The sequence below is a fragment of the Desulfosporosinus youngiae DSM 17734 genome (assembly GCF_000244895.1).
GTDB classification, from domain to species: Bacteria; Bacillota; Desulfitobacteriia; order Desulfitobacteriales; family Desulfitobacteriaceae; genus Desulfosporosinus; species Desulfosporosinus youngiae.
In genome coordinates, this window is record NZ_CM001441.1 from 358,816 (window position 1) to 374,214 (window position 15,399).

14 protein-coding genes are annotated in these 15,399 nt (G+C 43.2%); 11 read left to right on the plus strand and 3 right to left on the minus strand.

Annotation, left to right across the window (positions count from 1 at the left end; translation table 11 throughout):
• Positions 1 to 67: 67 nt before the first annotated feature.
• Positions 68 to 1,057: a glycosyltransferase family 4 protein gene (locus DESYODRAFT_RS01800; RefSeq protein WP_007778670.1), complete on the minus strand. Its 990-nt coding sequence runs from the start codon at positions 1,055 to 1,057 to the stop codon at positions 68 to 70.
• Positions 1,058 to 1,160: 103 nt separating this feature from the next.
• On the opposite strand from DESYODRAFT_RS01800, the gene DESYODRAFT_RS01805 reads away from it, so the two are divergent.
• Positions 1,161 to 1,781 (plus strand): class I SAM-dependent methyltransferase, encoded by a 621-nt coding sequence (locus DESYODRAFT_RS01805; RefSeq protein WP_242833522.1) that lies wholly within the window; start codon positions 1,161 to 1,163, stop codon positions 1,779 to 1,781.
• 45 nt (positions 1,782 to 1,826) lie between these two features.
• On the opposite strand, the gene DESYODRAFT_RS01810 is transcribed toward DESYODRAFT_RS01805, so the two are convergent.
• Positions 1,827 to 2,822, minus strand: a complete 996-nt coding sequence (locus tag DESYODRAFT_RS01810) for a glycosyltransferase family 4 protein (RefSeq protein WP_007778672.1) — start codon at positions 2,820 to 2,822, stop codon at positions 1,827 to 1,829.
• 186 nt (positions 2,823 to 3,008) lie between these two features.
• Between DESYODRAFT_RS01810 and DESYODRAFT_RS01815 the strand changes: the two genes are divergently transcribed.
• The 5 genes from DESYODRAFT_RS01815 to wecB all read left to right on the plus strand — a co-directional run bounded on the left by DESYODRAFT_RS01815 (position 3,009) and on the right by wecB (position 8,091).
• The gene (locus tag DESYODRAFT_RS01815; RefSeq protein WP_007778674.1) at positions 3,009 to 4,082 is read left to right on the plus strand and encodes a nucleotide sugar dehydrogenase; all 1,074 of its coding nucleotides are present in this window, start codon (positions 3,009 to 3,011) and stop codon (positions 4,080 to 4,082) included.
• A 91-nt stretch (positions 4,083 to 4,173) separates the two neighbouring features.
• Positions 4,174 to 5,088 carry an NAD-dependent epimerase/dehydratase family protein gene (locus DESYODRAFT_RS01820; RefSeq protein ID WP_007778676.1) on the plus strand — a complete coding sequence of 305 codons (915 nt, stop codon included), beginning with the start codon at positions 4,174 to 4,176 and terminating at the stop codon, positions 5,086 to 5,088.
• Between the two features lie 90 nt (positions 5,089 to 5,178).
• The gene (locus tag DESYODRAFT_RS01825; RefSeq protein WP_007778678.1) at positions 5,179 to 5,883 is read left to right on the plus strand and encodes a glycosyltransferase; all 705 of its coding nucleotides are present in this window, start codon (positions 5,179 to 5,181) and stop codon (positions 5,881 to 5,883) included.
• A 176-nt stretch (positions 5,884 to 6,059) separates the two neighbouring features.
• Positions 6,060 to 6,929, plus strand: a complete 870-nt coding sequence (locus DESYODRAFT_RS01830) for a YncE family protein (protein ID WP_007778680.1) — start codon at positions 6,060 to 6,062, stop codon at positions 6,927 to 6,929.
• Between the two features lie 85 nt (positions 6,930 to 7,014).
• A complete protein-coding gene (gene wecB, locus DESYODRAFT_RS01835) occupies positions 7,015 to 8,091 on the plus strand; it encodes a non-hydrolyzing UDP-N-acetylglucosamine 2-epimerase (RefSeq protein WP_007778681.1) in 1,077 nt (358 codons plus the stop codon).
• A gap of 159 nt (positions 8,092 to 8,250) precedes the next feature.
• Here wecB and DESYODRAFT_RS01840 read toward each other — a convergent pair whose 3' ends face one another.
• Positions 8,251 to 9,018 (minus strand): CAP domain-containing protein, encoded by a 768-nt coding sequence (locus DESYODRAFT_RS01840; protein ID WP_007778684.1) that lies wholly within the window; start codon positions 9,016 to 9,018, stop codon positions 8,251 to 8,253.
• Between the two features lie 253 nt (positions 9,019 to 9,271).
• On the opposite strand from DESYODRAFT_RS01840, the gene DESYODRAFT_RS01845 reads away from it, so the two are divergent.
• The 5 genes from DESYODRAFT_RS01845 (at position 9,272) to DESYODRAFT_RS01865 (ending at position 15,299) form a co-directional block, all read left to right on the plus strand.
• Positions 9,272 to 10,420, plus strand: a complete 1,149-nt coding sequence (locus DESYODRAFT_RS01845) for a DUF362 domain-containing protein (protein WP_007778685.1) — start codon at positions 9,272 to 9,274, stop codon at positions 10,418 to 10,420.
• Positions 10,421 to 10,500: 80 nt separating this feature from the next.
• Complete coding sequence (locus tag DESYODRAFT_RS01850) at positions 10,501 to 11,523, plus strand: DUF1786 domain-containing protein (RefSeq protein WP_042338099.1); 1,023 nt, start codon at positions 10,501 to 10,503, stop codon at positions 11,521 to 11,523.
• Between the two features lie 114 nt (positions 11,524 to 11,637).
• Entirely contained in the window at positions 11,638 to 12,450 is an 813-nt protein-coding gene (gene cdaA / locus DESYODRAFT_RS01855; RefSeq protein ID WP_007778689.1) for a diadenylate cyclase CdaA, read from the plus strand.
• Positions 12,451 to 12,452: 2 nt separating this feature from the next.
• A complete protein-coding gene (locus DESYODRAFT_RS01860) occupies positions 12,453 to 13,694 on the plus strand; it encodes a CdaR family protein (RefSeq protein WP_007778693.1) in 1,242 nt (413 codons plus the stop codon).
• A gap of 3 nt (positions 13,695 to 13,697) precedes the next feature.
• Positions 13,698 to 15,299: an NAD(P)/FAD-dependent oxidoreductase gene (locus DESYODRAFT_RS01865; protein ID WP_007778695.1), complete on the plus strand. Its 1,602-nt coding sequence runs from the start codon at positions 13,698 to 13,700 to the stop codon at positions 15,297 to 15,299.
• The last annotated feature ends 100 nt before the right edge of the window (positions 15,300 to 15,399 follow it).

A 15,399-nucleotide genomic window follows, 5' to 3' on the forward strand; every position in this document is an offset into this window, starting at 1 on the left:
GAACCAGGCTTTAATTTGAAAGAGCAGCGAAGACTTAAGATTAATAGTCTTTTGCTGCTCTTTTAAGTTATTTAAGGCTTAGCAAAAAAGTTTCTACTTGGTCAGCGGTGCGCCGCCATGTCCAGGCTTGGGCAAAGTGATGTCCTGAGGATGCTAAACGATGACGTTCAGTATCCTGTGTCAAGAGATGATAAATCGCTGAGCTAAGCTGATCAATGTCGCTAGGGGGAACTAACAAACAGTTTTCACCGTTGCTAACATAATCGCGATTTCCCCCACAATCGGTGGTCACTACAGCTGTACCACAAGCCATTGCTTCAAGAGGTGGTAAGCCGAAGGCTTCGAAGTAAGAGGTATAAACGAAGAGGTCTGCTTCCGCATAAAGTTGCGCAAGCTCTTGGTCTGTTGTCGAGGTCTTGATTCGACAAGGTACAGGGCTTGCAAATTGGGCACTTTCTGGGATAGATACGGTTAACTCAAAATTAATCTTTTCTCTCAAATGAGTGACAGCTTGTAAAAACTCTGAGCCGCCTTTCCAGGTATACCCTGAAGTAGGGTCGCGCATGATGTAAAAAATGTTCTTGCGACCCGTTTGTGCAGAGAGTTTAGGATAAGGGCGGAATGTCGAAGTGTCTACTCCTCCCGAAATAACCGTGCTTTGCAAACCAGTTTCCTGGAGGAGAAGATGGCGGTGCCACTGAGATATCGACATGATAGGGGCACCGATTAGATAAGTCTGTTTTGCTATTTGCGACTCGGGAACCCAAAGGGGTTCATACCCCAGACTTAAACGAACCACACGCCCTTTTCTTGATTCCCAGGCAGGTTTGACTGTCAAATAGAAGTTTGGAAGTATAAAATCGGCTGAAGGGATGGAGGCAGGGGTTAGTTCTTTCACCCGTCTTAATTTGGTACGCAGCGGCCATACTTGGAGTCCTTTTTCCGGCATTACAACTTCAACATCATGTCCTTTATCAAAAAGGGCATTGGCAAGATGATAAATAAAACGGGCTCCCCCGCCCATTTCTAAACTAAGAACAGGAAATACAATCTTCATAGTTATACTTGTCCTCCCTTTGTTTTCCGGTACTACATACTATGCTTTCATATAGGGTATTTGTGTGTCAGATGGTACGTTAACAGAAATTTTGAATAGGATAATGAAGAAACGAAATTTTGGATGGAAGGATGTTCAGCCTGTGACAGTCAACGTCGTAAATCATAAGGAATTCCTCATTTCGATTAATGAACTACTTTCAGATTCTGATACAGTCCTAGATGTGGGCTGTGGAGTAGGAGAAACCCTCGAAAAATTCAGCTGTCCGATAAAAATCGGAGTCGATGCTCATCGGCCCTATTTAGAGAATGCTAAGTCGGGCGAACATTTTTTAAAGATTAATTTCAGGGCAGAGTGCCTTAAAGAATTATTTTTGCCGAATTCGATAGATACTGTGACCTTGATTGATGTTATCGAGCATTTTGAAAAAGAGGTCGCTTGGGATGTCTTGCAGCAAGTAGAGGAAATTGCGGCTAAAAGAGTCATTATTTTTACACCCAGAGGGTTTTTCCGACAGCTTGACGTCGATCATTATAATTTAGGGGGAGAAAGCTTCCAACGGCATCGATCAGGATGGGAGGTTGAAGATCTTGAAAAGCTTGGGTACAGTATTACAATTTTTAGCCAGTTCCATGATCAGAGTAATAAGGCTTTTTTGGAGGTTTATGGCGAAAATGCTAAACCTGTCGATGCCCTTTTGGCTTGGAAGGAGATGTCGGAATAATTGTCTGGTATCGGAAGGTGAAGATTGGAAGTAAAAAATTTTAACCTAGGATTGAGCTAACTGATAAAGCAAGGCTTCTAACTTATTGGCAGCGTTTCGCCATGTCCAAGACTGAGCAAACTGCAAACCAGCAAGGGCAACTCGATTTCGTACGGTTTCCTGAGTTAATAGATGAGCTAGTATGAGGGTTAGCTGATGAATATCACTGGGGGGAACGAGAAAACAGTTCCCTCCATTTTTTGTATAATCCCGGTTACCGCCATTATCAGTAGTCACTACCGCAGTCCCACAAGCCATGGCCTCTAAGGGAGGCATAGAAAAGGCCTCGAAGTAAGACGTTGAAACAAAAATATCTGCTTGTGCATAGAAGCGGGCCATATCAATGTCAGCTTGGGCTTTTACAATCTCATAAGGAAGAGGGGCCTGGTAGTTTGCTCCTTCCGGAGCTACAACTTGTATATCAAAATCTGGAACCAATTGTGCTAAACTCTTACAAGCTTCCCAAAAATCTTCTGAGCCTTTCCAAGTATAGCCATGCTCCCTGGAACGAAGAATATAGGCAATGGTTAATCGTCCTGTAGAAAGAGATCTTTTAGGACTGGGTAAAAAAACAGAGGTGTCTACCCCTCCGGGAATAACGGTACTGTTCTTCCCGGTTTCTTGCAGAATTACTTGGCGATGCCATTCGGATATGGAAATAATCGGAGCATCGATTTGGTAAGAAGCTAGTGCTTTTTCTTTTTCTGCAACCCATAAGGGCTCATAACCTAGGCTTAGTCGTACGACTTGGCCTTTTTTCGATTCCCAGGCAGGAAAAACAGTGGGATAAAAATTTGGAAGTATGAAATCTGCTGAAGGGATTCTATCAGGAGTGAGCTCTTGAACTCTGGTTATCTGAGCACGCAGTGGCCAAGCAATTGCAGCTTGTTCTGGAAGCACTATCTCTACATTGTGTCCTTTATCCACCATCTCGTTGGCCAGTTGATAAATAAAGCGTGTTCCCCCAGTTTCCAGGCTTATAACAGGAATGACTATTTTCATGTTTTGTCCTCCAAAAAGTTATTGTCTTTTCAGTGTATGTTATATCGATTAACAAGGTTGCAAGATATTAGAGCAAATCCGCTATTGAAGGAATTATTTCTAGCAGATATATTCCTTTGTTTGTGTCAACAAGGAGTGGACTGCCATAACCTATAGTGATGATATTGGAGGAGGATGGTTCCAATAATGAAAATCTGTGTCGTTGGGTTGGGGAATATTGGGTTTAATCTGTTCGTTTATCTGGATCAGAAATTCCCTGGAGAGGTCATTGGAGTCGATGTGAATGAGGGCCGAGTAAAAGAACTGCGACGCCAAGGATATAGAGTGACCGCAGATTATAGAGCGTTAACAGGGATAGATGTATGGCTAATGGCACCTTCTACCGGTAACCAAGGTCAGAATCTTTTTTCAGCCTTAGAGCATATGATTATCTGTCCGGGCTCTTTAATCTCCATTGAATCGACATTACCTCCAGGCACAATGGTTCGAATTCGTGAATTCTTAGAGAAAAGAGGATTCAAATTAGGGACGGATCTTTTCTTAATTCATGTTCCTCACAGAGTTATGTTTGGAGTGGATAAAACCGTTTGTGATACTCCAAGAGTGATGGGGGCCTTTACGAAAGAATGTTTAAAAAAGGGACGTGAGTTTTATAACCCATTAGTCCCTCTTTTGGTAGAGGTTGGGGATGTCAGAGTGGCGGAATTATCTAAGGTTGTGGAAAATGTAAAACGCTATGTTGATGTAGCCTTTGCCCAGGAAATCTATGGATTTTGTGTCTCGAAGGGCATAAGTTATGAAGAACTAAGAACGGCTGTCAATAGTAAAAACAATGTAGAACTTCTGGCAACGGATTGGGGAATTGGCGGGGAGTGTCTGCCGAAGGATATGAACTTTTTAAGGACGGTTTGTTCCTCAGCTTTGTTAGAGGGAGCTGAACTAGCGGATAAGAACTATAGAGATAGCATCCAGGTACAGGTAGGTTCAGACAAAGAAGTCTGGGTTAGGGGTATAAGTTATAAAACAGGAGTCAAGGATCTTAATCATAGCAGAGGGGTTGATTTGGTTAGAGCTTTAGAAGCAGCCGGCAACACTGTAAAAGTGGATGATCCCTTATTTTCTCCGGATGAGCTAAATGAAGCCGGCTTTAATCCAATTGATCAGCAAGAACTCAATTCTCAAGACCCTAAAGTAGATGCAGCCAGAGTAATATTAGATCGGCATAAAGCCTTAGAAGCTAAGGGACTACCACTCATATAGAAACGGGTGGTCTTGAACAGGGAATAAAGGACGGAAGTTTTTGACAGTAGGAATGCTTATGACAATAAATAAGTGGAAAAGGAGCAATATGATGGCTAAGATTTTAGTGACAGGCAGTAGAGGCACGTTAGGAACACGATTGGTAGAAGTACTCAAATATAGAGGACATGATGTTTGGGAAGTTGATTTGCAGCATTATCTTGGGGAGAAATATATTAGGGCGGATATCTCTGAATATCGTCAGCTAGAACGGGTATTTGAACAGGACTATGATTATGTCTTTCATTTAGCCGCTGAATTTGGTCGCATTAATGGAGAGCATTATTACGACACTCTCTGGAAAACAAATGTGATCGGAACAAGAAACATCTTAGAATGGCAGTTGAAGAAGGGTTTTAAATTAATCTTTACAAGTTCCTCTGAAATCTATGGAGAAGCAACGGAGCCTTTATTAACGGAAGATTTGCCCCTGAAAAAGACGATCATTCAGCATAATGATTATGCTTTAACTAAGTGGGCAAATGAGGTGCAAGTGATCAACTTTGAAAAGAAATACGAATCTCCGATTGTTAGATTGCGCCTATTCAATGCTTATGGTCCCGGAGAATATTACCATTCCTATCGCAGTGTTGTTTGCCTCTTTATTTATCGGGCCTTAAAGGCTATTCCTTACGAAGTTTATGAAGGTTACTATCGAGTCTTTATGTATGTAGATGACCTAATTCCGACCATAGCTAACGCAGCTCATAACTTTAAACCAGGTGAAGTCTATAATATTGGGGGTACGGAATACCGCAGTGTCAAAGATTTAAGTGATTTAGTGCTTAAATATACAGGGGGCAATCCGAAGCTGGTCAAATATCTTCCAGAAGATAAGCACAATACGGTTAGTAAACGGCCGGATATCAGCAAAGCGAAGGAGGATCTGGTCCACGAACCTAAGGTGCTTCTTGAAGAAGGACTGCCTAAAACCGTAGAGTGGATGAAAGCGATATATCCTAACTGATATTAGGCTGGGAATGTTCAGCCAAACTTCAGATGGAGTATGAAACTCCATCTGAAGTAAGTTTTATTATTACAAGGAGGGAGTACGCCAATGCCAACGCCTAAAGTTAGTGTCGTCATCCCCACATATAATCACGCTCGTTATCTGCTCTATGCGCTGGATAGCGTCCTTAATCAGAGTTATGCAAATCTTGAGGTCATAGTAATAGACGATGGGTCCACAGATGGGACATCCGAAGTAGTGAAGCCCTATTTCTCAAGGATTAACTATATCTATAAGGCCAATGGAGGAACCCCCAATGCTTTAAATTATGGTTTATCGCTGGCAACAGGCAAGTATATTTGTTGGTTAAGTGCTGATGACGCATTGATAGAAGACAAGATTTCTAAACAAGTCGGACTGATGGAAAGCGATCCCAGCTTGGGCTTTAGCTACACGAGCTTTATAGTTATTGATGCTAATGGCACAAAGCAATATGATGTCAATTCGCCGTATTATCCTAACAAACAGGAAATGGTGACGAAGCTTATGGAAGGCTGTTTTATAAACGGGTCTTCCGTGATGATGAGAAGCTCTTCGTTAAAGACAGTAGGAAATTTCGACGAAGGCTTGCCCCAAGCTCATGATTATGATTTGTGGTTTCGATTTCTTCGGCATTACAATTGCGGATTTCTGGCAGAGCCTCTTTTGGCTTACCGCTGGCACGGTAAAAATATGAGTAGAAATCCCATTAATGAATGTATATCAATTGTTCAAGAAAGAGCGAAAAGGTCATTTCCCGAGTGGTTAAGTTAATATTTTCGGAGTCAAATTAAGCTTATTGCATTTCAGATTTATTATAGGTCTGTAATGAATCTTATTCCTATTTATTACAGACTTATTTGCATTAAAATCTATACAATTTAATTGAAGAGGATAATCGGTTTAACAACTATATCCTAGGATTATCAACAATAGTAAGGAGGCATATAATGGCTTCGTTAACAACCGGATTGATTGAGAATACCGGAGTTTCCGGTCTGCGACCTTGTTCGACGATTATGGTAAGAGTCCTTAATACCGACTTGATAAATGCTACTATTCGAATAAGCGGATATTATTGGGTTGGAACGACTAAAAAAGAGTACGTTTTAGATTTATTAACTGTGACACCTGGAGAAGTTTCAAATAATAACTATTACGCACAGTTTGACATTTTTGAATTTCAATTTATTACCAGCTCAGATGCCATAGAAATCTCAGTTTTTGGGAAGGATGATGCTGGAAACTCGACTGCCGTTTATAATGTGATGCCGGCCCAACTTTCTCCAATCGGTATGGAAAGAACGGCATCAGAAGCAGCGAAAATGACGATTCCCAACGCCCTTAACCGAATTTATGTTCTAAACTCTGGCAGCAACAATATCTCAGTCATCGACGGAACTTCCAATACCTTTATAGGAAACGTAATAGTTGGTTCGGGACCCTTTGGCATAGGAGCAAATCAGATAACGAACCGTATTTATGTAGCAAACTTTGGCAGCAACAATGTCTCAGTCATTGACGGGAGCTCTAATAGGGTCGTGACCACTATTACTGTGGGGTCCAATCCAGTAGGATTAGGGATTAATCCTACGACTAACAAGATATATGTAACGAACTGGGGCAGTCGTAGTGTTTCAGTTATTGATGGATTCACCCATGTTGTTATAGCAACTATCATGGTAGATGCATCTCCGGAAGGAGTGAATGTGAATCCGACGACAAACCTCATCTATATTACAAATCATAGCAGCAATAATGTTTCAGTCATCGACGGAAGCACTAATTCGGTCATAGCTATCGTAAATTTAGTGAACTAAAATTAAGAGCTCAAGCATAGATTGGCTGAAGGGCAGTAATGCTCGTATATGTAATGCATTGTTTATATTGAAAGGGAATCTTGCGATGAAGATTATGACTATTTTAGGTACACGTCCGGAAATCATTCGCTTAAGCCGGATTATTCCTCGTTTAGATGAACTTTGTGAGCATATCTTTGTGCATACCGGTCAGAATTTCGATTATAGGTTAAACGAACTATTTTTTAATGACTTAAAATTACGATCTCCGGATTACACCCTAGACTGCCAGGCGTTAAGCCTGATGGGGCAAATTGGAGAAATACTTCATAAGTGCGAACAGGTAATGCTCCAACAAAAACCTGACCGCCTGCTTATTTTAGGTGATACAAACAGCGCATTAGCGGCGATGGCAGCCAAACGGCTGGGTATTCCCGTTTACCATATGGAGGCGGGTAATCGCTGTTATGATGACCGGGTTCCAGAGGAAATCAACCGTCGAGTAATTGATCATTGTAGTGATATTTTAATGCCCTATACGGAACGAAGCCGAGCTAATTTGCTGAAGGAAGGGATTGACGGAAATCGCATTTATGTTACTGGTAATCCCATAGGGGAAGTTCTAAGCTATTATTCAGCGGAAATTGAACAAAGCAAAATTCTGCAAACGATGGAGGTAGAATCTAAAGGCTATTTCCTCGTAACCTTACACCGGGCTGAAAACGTCGATGATGAGGAACGTCTGAGCAAATTTATAACTGCTTTGCATAGATTATATGCTGAATACGAAATACCACTTATTTGCAGCCTGCATCCCCGCACTCGCTCTCAATTGGAGAAACAAAGCAAGACTTTTGCAGGGGCTGGCATTCAGATCGTACCCCCCTTAGGGCTTTTTGATTTCGTTTGTTTAGAGCAAAATGCGTTCTGTGTTCTCAGTGATAGCGGAACGGTTCAAGAGGAATGCAGTCTATATAAAATTCCAAATGTAACATTAAGGGATGTGACAGAAAGACCGGAAACAGTAGAGGCTGGAAGTAATCTAATTGCCGGTTGTGAACCTGTAGCCATCTCGCGAGCAGTGAAAACGGTTATAAGTCAAGGATGCGACTGGGAACCGCCTTTAGAGTATAGGGTACAAAATGTAAGTGGAAAGGTGCTGAAAATTCTTCTGAGCGGCTAAATAATTAATCAATGACATTTTCCTTGAATATGAAGCCGTCTTCTCATAGAATTAATTTTATGAGGAGACGGCCTTCCAATAAAAAGACTAGTAATCGAGGAGTAAACTATTTCATATATAAAAATATACAACTTAAGTGTAAGCTGGTTCCGTACTTAATTACTGTTGCAAGAATTCTTGGACATAAAGGTTTCCATAAGTGCTTCCATAAGCTATCCCTACGCCCACATGTGTGAAGCGAGGATCTAAAATGTTTGCCCTATGTCCTGGGCTTTGCATAAGTGCCGCCATTGAGGACGGGACGGATTTGTTCCCGGAAATGTTTTCTCCAGCCCAGCGCACTGTAATGCCTGCTTGCTGCATCATAGCCCAGGGGCTGCCGTAAGTCGGAGAGGTGTGACTGAAGTAGTTGTTTACTTTCATATCGTTAGCCTTGGCGCGTCCCACTGCAGCCAGGCGCAGGTCAGCTATTACCGGATTCAGGCCGGCGGCAAGTCGTTCCTGATTGATCATGTCCACCATGAGTTGTTCGTCAGCCGTTAGTGCTGACACAGGAGGAATTAAGTTGACTGTTTGGTCAGGTGAAGGTGTTGGGGCAGGAGCAGGAGCAGGCGTTGGAGCAACAGGGATAGTGTTAATTTTATTATAGTTTTTTAAGGAAACAACATTTCCGCTCTGATTAGATGGTGACGATCCAATATTTACATATGAAGTGTTTGGTGTGGAGACAGTCGTTGGATTTCCTTGAATAGGAGCAGGAGTAGAAGTTACCGGAGTTGTTGCAGGAGCGGAAGACCGCAGAGTAACAACAGAACCTGATAACTTAAGAGGAGCGCCTACAAGCATGCCTGCTTGAACCGGCAAGGCGATTCCTGTCAATAAAACGCCCATTTGAATGCCCATTAATAACTTTGCTACTTTTTTCACTTGTAAAGTCCTCCTAGATTGTATTCTCGAGACAACTGCAGTATACCATGACAAGTTGTCTCCTGAAACTGGTATATTATAGAAGGATTAGTTGGTACCCTTTAATGAGTTATAAATTTCCCTCAAGCAATAAAAAGCGCTATAATAAAACAGATATTAATTTGGTGAAGAGTATTTCAATTTGATGCTGAGTTAAGTGTCTTTCCTGAGCGAGGTACTGATCTTTTTGCGGATTTAGAGAGGGTGGATTCTGGTGCAGGCCAAAGTAGTACTGAAATTTTGCCCGGACTATACAGCGGATGTGGAAAAGAGTTTAAGGGAAGGTTTAGCTGAATGGGGCGGCATGCCCACATTCGTGAAGCCTGGACAGAAGGTTTTGCTTAAAGTAAATCTTCTCATGAAAAAGCGGCCAGAGGAAGCAGTTACGACTCACCCTAGCGTTGTTGAGGCCGTTGTCCGGCTTGTTCAGGAAGCCGGAGGGATACCCATCATTGGCGACAGCCCAGGTGGTCCCTATACAGTGGGAGCCCTTCAGGCGATCTATTCAAAGTCGGGCCTACGAGAAGTTGCGGAGCGGACTGGAGCAATTCTAAACGAAGATGTCGGACAAACTACATTACAATATCCCGAAGGGAAAATCATTAAGAGCTTAACCGTCACGAATTGTGTATTAAATGCAGATGTCGTGATCCCTATCTCAAAGCTAAAAACCCATGGCATGATGACCTTCACGGGGGCGGTCAAGATTTTGTTCGGGGTTATCCCGGGTCTCTTAAAAGCAGAGTATCATTTAAAGATGTTTAAAATCTCGGATTTTGCAGATCTTTTGGTGGATATTGCTGCTTGGGTAAAACCAGCCCTGAGTATTATGGATGGGGTCGTGGGGATGGAGGGGGACGGACCGTCAGCAGGTAAACCACGAAATATTGGAGCGCTTATTATGAGTACGGATCCTTTCGCTCTAGATGTGGTTGCCACAGATTTAATTGGTTTAATACCTAAAAAGGTCCCAACCATAATGGCGGCGCGTGCCCGAGGTCTGACAAGCCACCTTAATGAAATAGAATTGAAAGGGGACGCACGTTCTCTTTGGAGGATTCAAAATTACATAATTCCAAAAGCAGTATCTACGAATTTCTTAGACATGGTTCCTCTGCCGGAGAGCGTAAAGAATTTTGTGCTAAATCGTGTACGTCCTTATCCAAAGTTTGAGCACGAGATGTGTGTAGGGTGCAGTGACTGTGTCAATAATTGTCCGCCAAAAGCAGTGGCGATGAATGAGAATCAACGGCCGCTTGTCGATTTGCAGGCTTGTATTCGCTGTTTTTGCTGCCAGGAGCTTTGTCCGCATCACGCAGTGAAGCTCTGTAAGCCTTGGTTAGGGAGAAAATTTATAAAGTAGGGCAATTATAAGTAGAGGTAATTCATGAATTGCTCGTAAGGGGTAATTGGATTGCTGTTTCGAGAAAGCGGGTGTTATCTATGGCAGAAAGTGTAATAGTGATTGACGTTGGGTCTGGCACCCAAGATATTCTTCTCTATCAGCCAGAGAGGAATCTGGAGAACTGTCCCAAGTTCATTGTTCCTAGTCGGACTCAGATTGTAGCGGCACAGATTCGAAAAGCCACAGTTCAGGGAAAGGAAATCTTTCTGCATGGTCATTTGATGGGCGGTGGGGCGTGTGCCGCAGCACTCAAAAAGCATATTGGTACAGGTCTCAGAGCCTATGCAACGTCTCAAGCTGCTGTAACGTTCAATGACAACCTTTCTCAAGTAGAGGGAATGGGAATCATGTTGTGTGAAGAAGCACCAGAATCAGCGATCCCTATTTGGATGGGAGATGTGGATACGTTTTCACTGAAACAAGCGTTTGAAGCGTTTAGCCTTGATTACCCTTTAAAAACAGCCGTTGCGGTTCAGGATCATGGATTCAGTGTTACTGAAAGCAATCGAACACTTCGCTTTCGGCTCTGGGAAGAGTTTGTCTTGCAGGGAGGAGACCTGCGAAGTCTCGTGTTCAAACAGGATATTCCAGAAGTGTACACAAGAATGCGTGCAGTCCGTGAGATAATACCAGATGCAGTCCTGACAGATACCGGGACAGCGGCACTCCTAGGAATCATGGCGGATCACTATGTTAAGCCCCGCTTGAATGAAGGAATTCTGGCCGTCAATATCGGAAATTCACATACACTTGTTGCAGCTATACGAGGTGAGCGGGTCTATGGACTATTCGAGCACCACACCAGTATGGTGAATGTAGATTCCCTGGCCAATCTTATTCGACGATTTCAGAACGCCGAATTAATCAATGCTGAAATCTACGAGCAAGGGGGGCATGGCGCAACCCTACACCCAGAAATGCGTCCAGGCTGGGATTTTGTCGTAGTTACCGGACCCCGAAGAAGTATGGTAAAATCTCTTAACTGGTATGAAGCAGCTCCCTATGGAGATATGATGTTAACAGGATGTTTCGGAATATTAGCGGGTATGGGTATCAGATAGAGGGGTAAAAAATATTTAGAATGGCAAGGATTTTTTACATAAATGGAGAATTTAAACAGAGTGATTTTAACTCTTTTGAATTAGATTAGAGTGTGTCAGAAACGGGGGGGGACCATGACCGAATTTTTATCACAATTTCAAAATTTTGGACTGCGGAGCGCTATTGATATTATTGTGGTGGCAGTGGTCTTCTACCAGTTCTATATGCTTATTAAACGTACCCGTGCAGTACAATTAGTTAAGGGAGTCATGGTTCTTTTAGCGGTCTCTCTTCTTGCCAATTTTTTTCAATTAACAAGCATCAGTTGGTTATTGAGCAAGCTTCTGGAGATGTTTGTAATCGCTATACCTGTTGTTTTTCAGCCTGAACTCAGAAAGGCTCTGGAGCAACTGGGCAGAGGGCGTTTTTTCACTCGTCACCCGTCAGCACCTGCTTTAGATACTTTAGAACAGGTCATAGAAGAATTAGTGCGTTGTACTCAAGTTCTTTCCAAGAATCGGATTGGAGCACTGATTGTAATCGAACGAAAAACAGGGGTTCAAGATTTTGTAGAAACAGGAATTAAGATTGATGGAATGGTGTCCTCCGAATTTTTAGTAAATATTTTTATTCCGAATACGCCGCTTCATGACGGAGCGGTGATTATCCGGCAGGATCGTGTGGCAGCTGCAGGGTGTTTTCTCCCGTTATCCGAGAATCCTACGATAAAAAAGGAATTGGGAACACGCCACAGAGCAGCTATCGGATTAACTGAAATTACGGATGCCTTGGTCCTTGTTGTCTCGGAGGAAACCGGGGCTATATCAATTGGAATCGATGGAGTATTGACTCGCTTTACAGATGAGAAAACGTTACGGGAATTATTACTGAAGGAACTTGATGTTAAAAGTGTCTCCTCATCAGTCATTCCCTTTTGGAGGTGGTAGCCATGATTGAGATGTTTCGGCGAAACTTAGGAGTTAAGGTGGTTTCGTTCTTATTTGCTATTCTCTTTTGGCTTTTTGTTCTGAATCAAGGGACATCTGATAAGTTGGTTCGTGAGCAGACATTAACCATTCCTCTGGTAGCCAGTGGATTAAATCCAAATATGGTCGTTATGACCCAACTGCCTTCAGTTCTTGTTCGTTTTCAATCGATTAATCCCAGTGGCAATATTAAAGATATTTATGCAGTAGTAGATCTCTCCTCTGGAATGCCAGGGGAAAACACCTATAGCATTAAAATAAATACACCCCCTGGAACCAATGTATTAGATCGTCAACCTGCTAGCATCAAATTAACTTTAGATACAGTTGAAGAAAAGATGGTTCCCGTGCAGGCAGTTATCTCGGGAAGCCCGGCGAATGGTTATCAAGTAGGAAGTCTTATTATTAAACCTTCAGCTGTGAATGTACGAGGTCCCAGTTCCACGCTAGATGACCTAGACAAAGTGATTGTAGAGGTAAGTGTAACAGGAGCTAATGAAACAATTCAGGTTTCCAGACCTGTAAGCTTTCGTGACAAAGAAGGCAAGCCCATTTTTGGACCTGACCCAACTTTGAGTATTCTAAGTGCTTACCCAAGCAGTGTGGATGCCATCGCTCCAGTCATAGCGAAGGATCTTGCGTCGAAGATGGTCCCTTTGAGAGTCACCAGCAAAGGGGTACCCGCCCCAGGAATGGAACTTCGCTCATTAGTTCCTTCTCCGGCCAGTGCGCAGGTTCAAGGTCCTCTTGAGGCTTTAAAAGGTTTTGACTTCGTGAACCTAGGTCCGGTTGATATTTCGAACTTGACAGAGAACAAAACCTTTCAGATTCCTATCGAGCAAGTATCATTGCCGTCAGGGGTTTCCTTTCTGAATGGGACAACCTTGAGTGTTATTGCCCAGATTGGTCCTGGACCGATTCAAAAGAATCTTTCGAAGGTACCGATTCAAATCAGGAATATCGGGAAAGATCTAGAGATAGATCAGCCAATTCCGCCGGTTGATATTGTTCTTGAAGGTCTCTCTGACGTCATGAAAAATGTAATAGCTGAACAAATCCAACTTTGGGTTGATGCCACCGGTCAAGAGGCTGGAAATTATACTAATGTAAAAGTTTATTGGCAGCTCCCGCCGGGAGTAACCATGATTACGACACCGCAAGTGAACTATAGTCTTAAAGCTCAAGTGGATAAAGGAGCAGAGTAATACGTGGACTTACTATGGTCAAATTTGAGAATTCCTGTTGAAGAGGATGTTTTCTTAACGACTACGATGGCTCACAAGTTAAAAGTACCTGAGCAAAGTATAAACAATCTCCGTTTTCTGCGGCGTTCTTTGGATGCCCGTAAAAAACCTCATCTTGCCTTCGTTTATTCGCTCCAATTCTCCCTTGATGTGCCTAGAACTGAGGGGAATCGTCTTCTGGCTCGAGTTCCCGGGCTTAAGGAAGTGCCGTTAGAGATTCCCATCTTATGGCCTAAACCAAGCAAAACCCTGACCCATCGTCCCGTAGTAATTGGTGCGGGACCGTCAGGGTATTTTGCTGCGTTAGCCTTAGCCAGAAGAGGGTATACTCCGCTTGTACTTGAGCGGGGTGACTCTGTTGAGGACCGCACCCAAAAGGTTCGGGAATTTTGGGATACAGGCAAGTTAGACACGGAGAGTAATGTACAATTTGGGGAAGGTGGGGCTGGGACATTTTCGGATGGCAAGCTAACGACTCGAATTCAAGATCGACGGATTTCGGATGTCTTGGAGACGTTTGTCAAACATGGAGCTCCTGCTGAGATTCAATATCTGGCAAAACCCCATATAGGAACAGACATACTTAAAGATGTCGTGAAAAGAATTCGTCAGGAAATTGAGTCTTTAGGCGGCGAAGTTCGTTTCCGGGCTAAAGTAACGGGATTGAAGGCTTCTGGTGACCGTCTGAAAAAGGTTATCGTCAACGGTGAAGAGGAAATCCCTGCCGATGCAGCGATACTCGCTGTTGGGCATAGTGCCCGGGATGTCTATAGATACCTATTTGACATGAATCTGACCCTTGAAAAGAAATCATTTGCCATTGGTCTGCGAGTCGAACACCCGCAGGCGCTTATTAATAAATCCCAGTATGGAGTCGAGGAACACCCTCACGTTGGACCAGCGGATTATCAGTTGACGTATAAAGATGCACGAACTGGACGCGGGGCCTATGCTTTTTGTATGTGTCCAGGAGGTAAGGTTGTGGCAGCGGCTTCGGAAGAGGGAGGAGTTGCCACGAACGGAATGAGCGAATATGCTCGGGATACGAAGATCGCTAACAGTGCAATTGTTGTGACCGTTGGAGCGGACGATTTTCCGACGGTGCACCCCCTTGCTGGCTTGGAGTTCCAAAGGGAATGGGAACATAAGGCGTTTAGAGCAGGCGGGTCAAATTATAGAGCTCCGGCTCAACGTGTTGTTGACTTTTTAGAGAGACGTGTAACGAATCGTTTTGACTTGTCGCCTACCTACTCGCCGGGGATTGTGCCTTATGAATTACATGAGGTGCTTCCGGCTGCGGTAGGAGAGGTTTTAGAACGGGCACTTCGAGATTTCGATAGGAAAATCAAAGGATTTGCCGGGGAGAAGGCAACTCTGACAGGGATTGAGACACGGACAAGCTCTCCAATTCGCATTGTACGAAATACTCAGGGAGAATCTTTAGACTTAACAGGGCTTTATCCGGCCGGTGAAGGAGCGGGATATGCCGGAGGAATTACCAGTGCTGCTGTCGATGGGATAAGAATTGCTGAATTTCTTATGGCGCAATTTGCTCCTATAGAGTAAACTAGTGTAAGTTAACTAGTATCATTAAAAATAACAATACTGAAGATTAAGAACATTTAGCTAAAGACGTAATACACTAGATAGGAAGGGAGGGATCGAT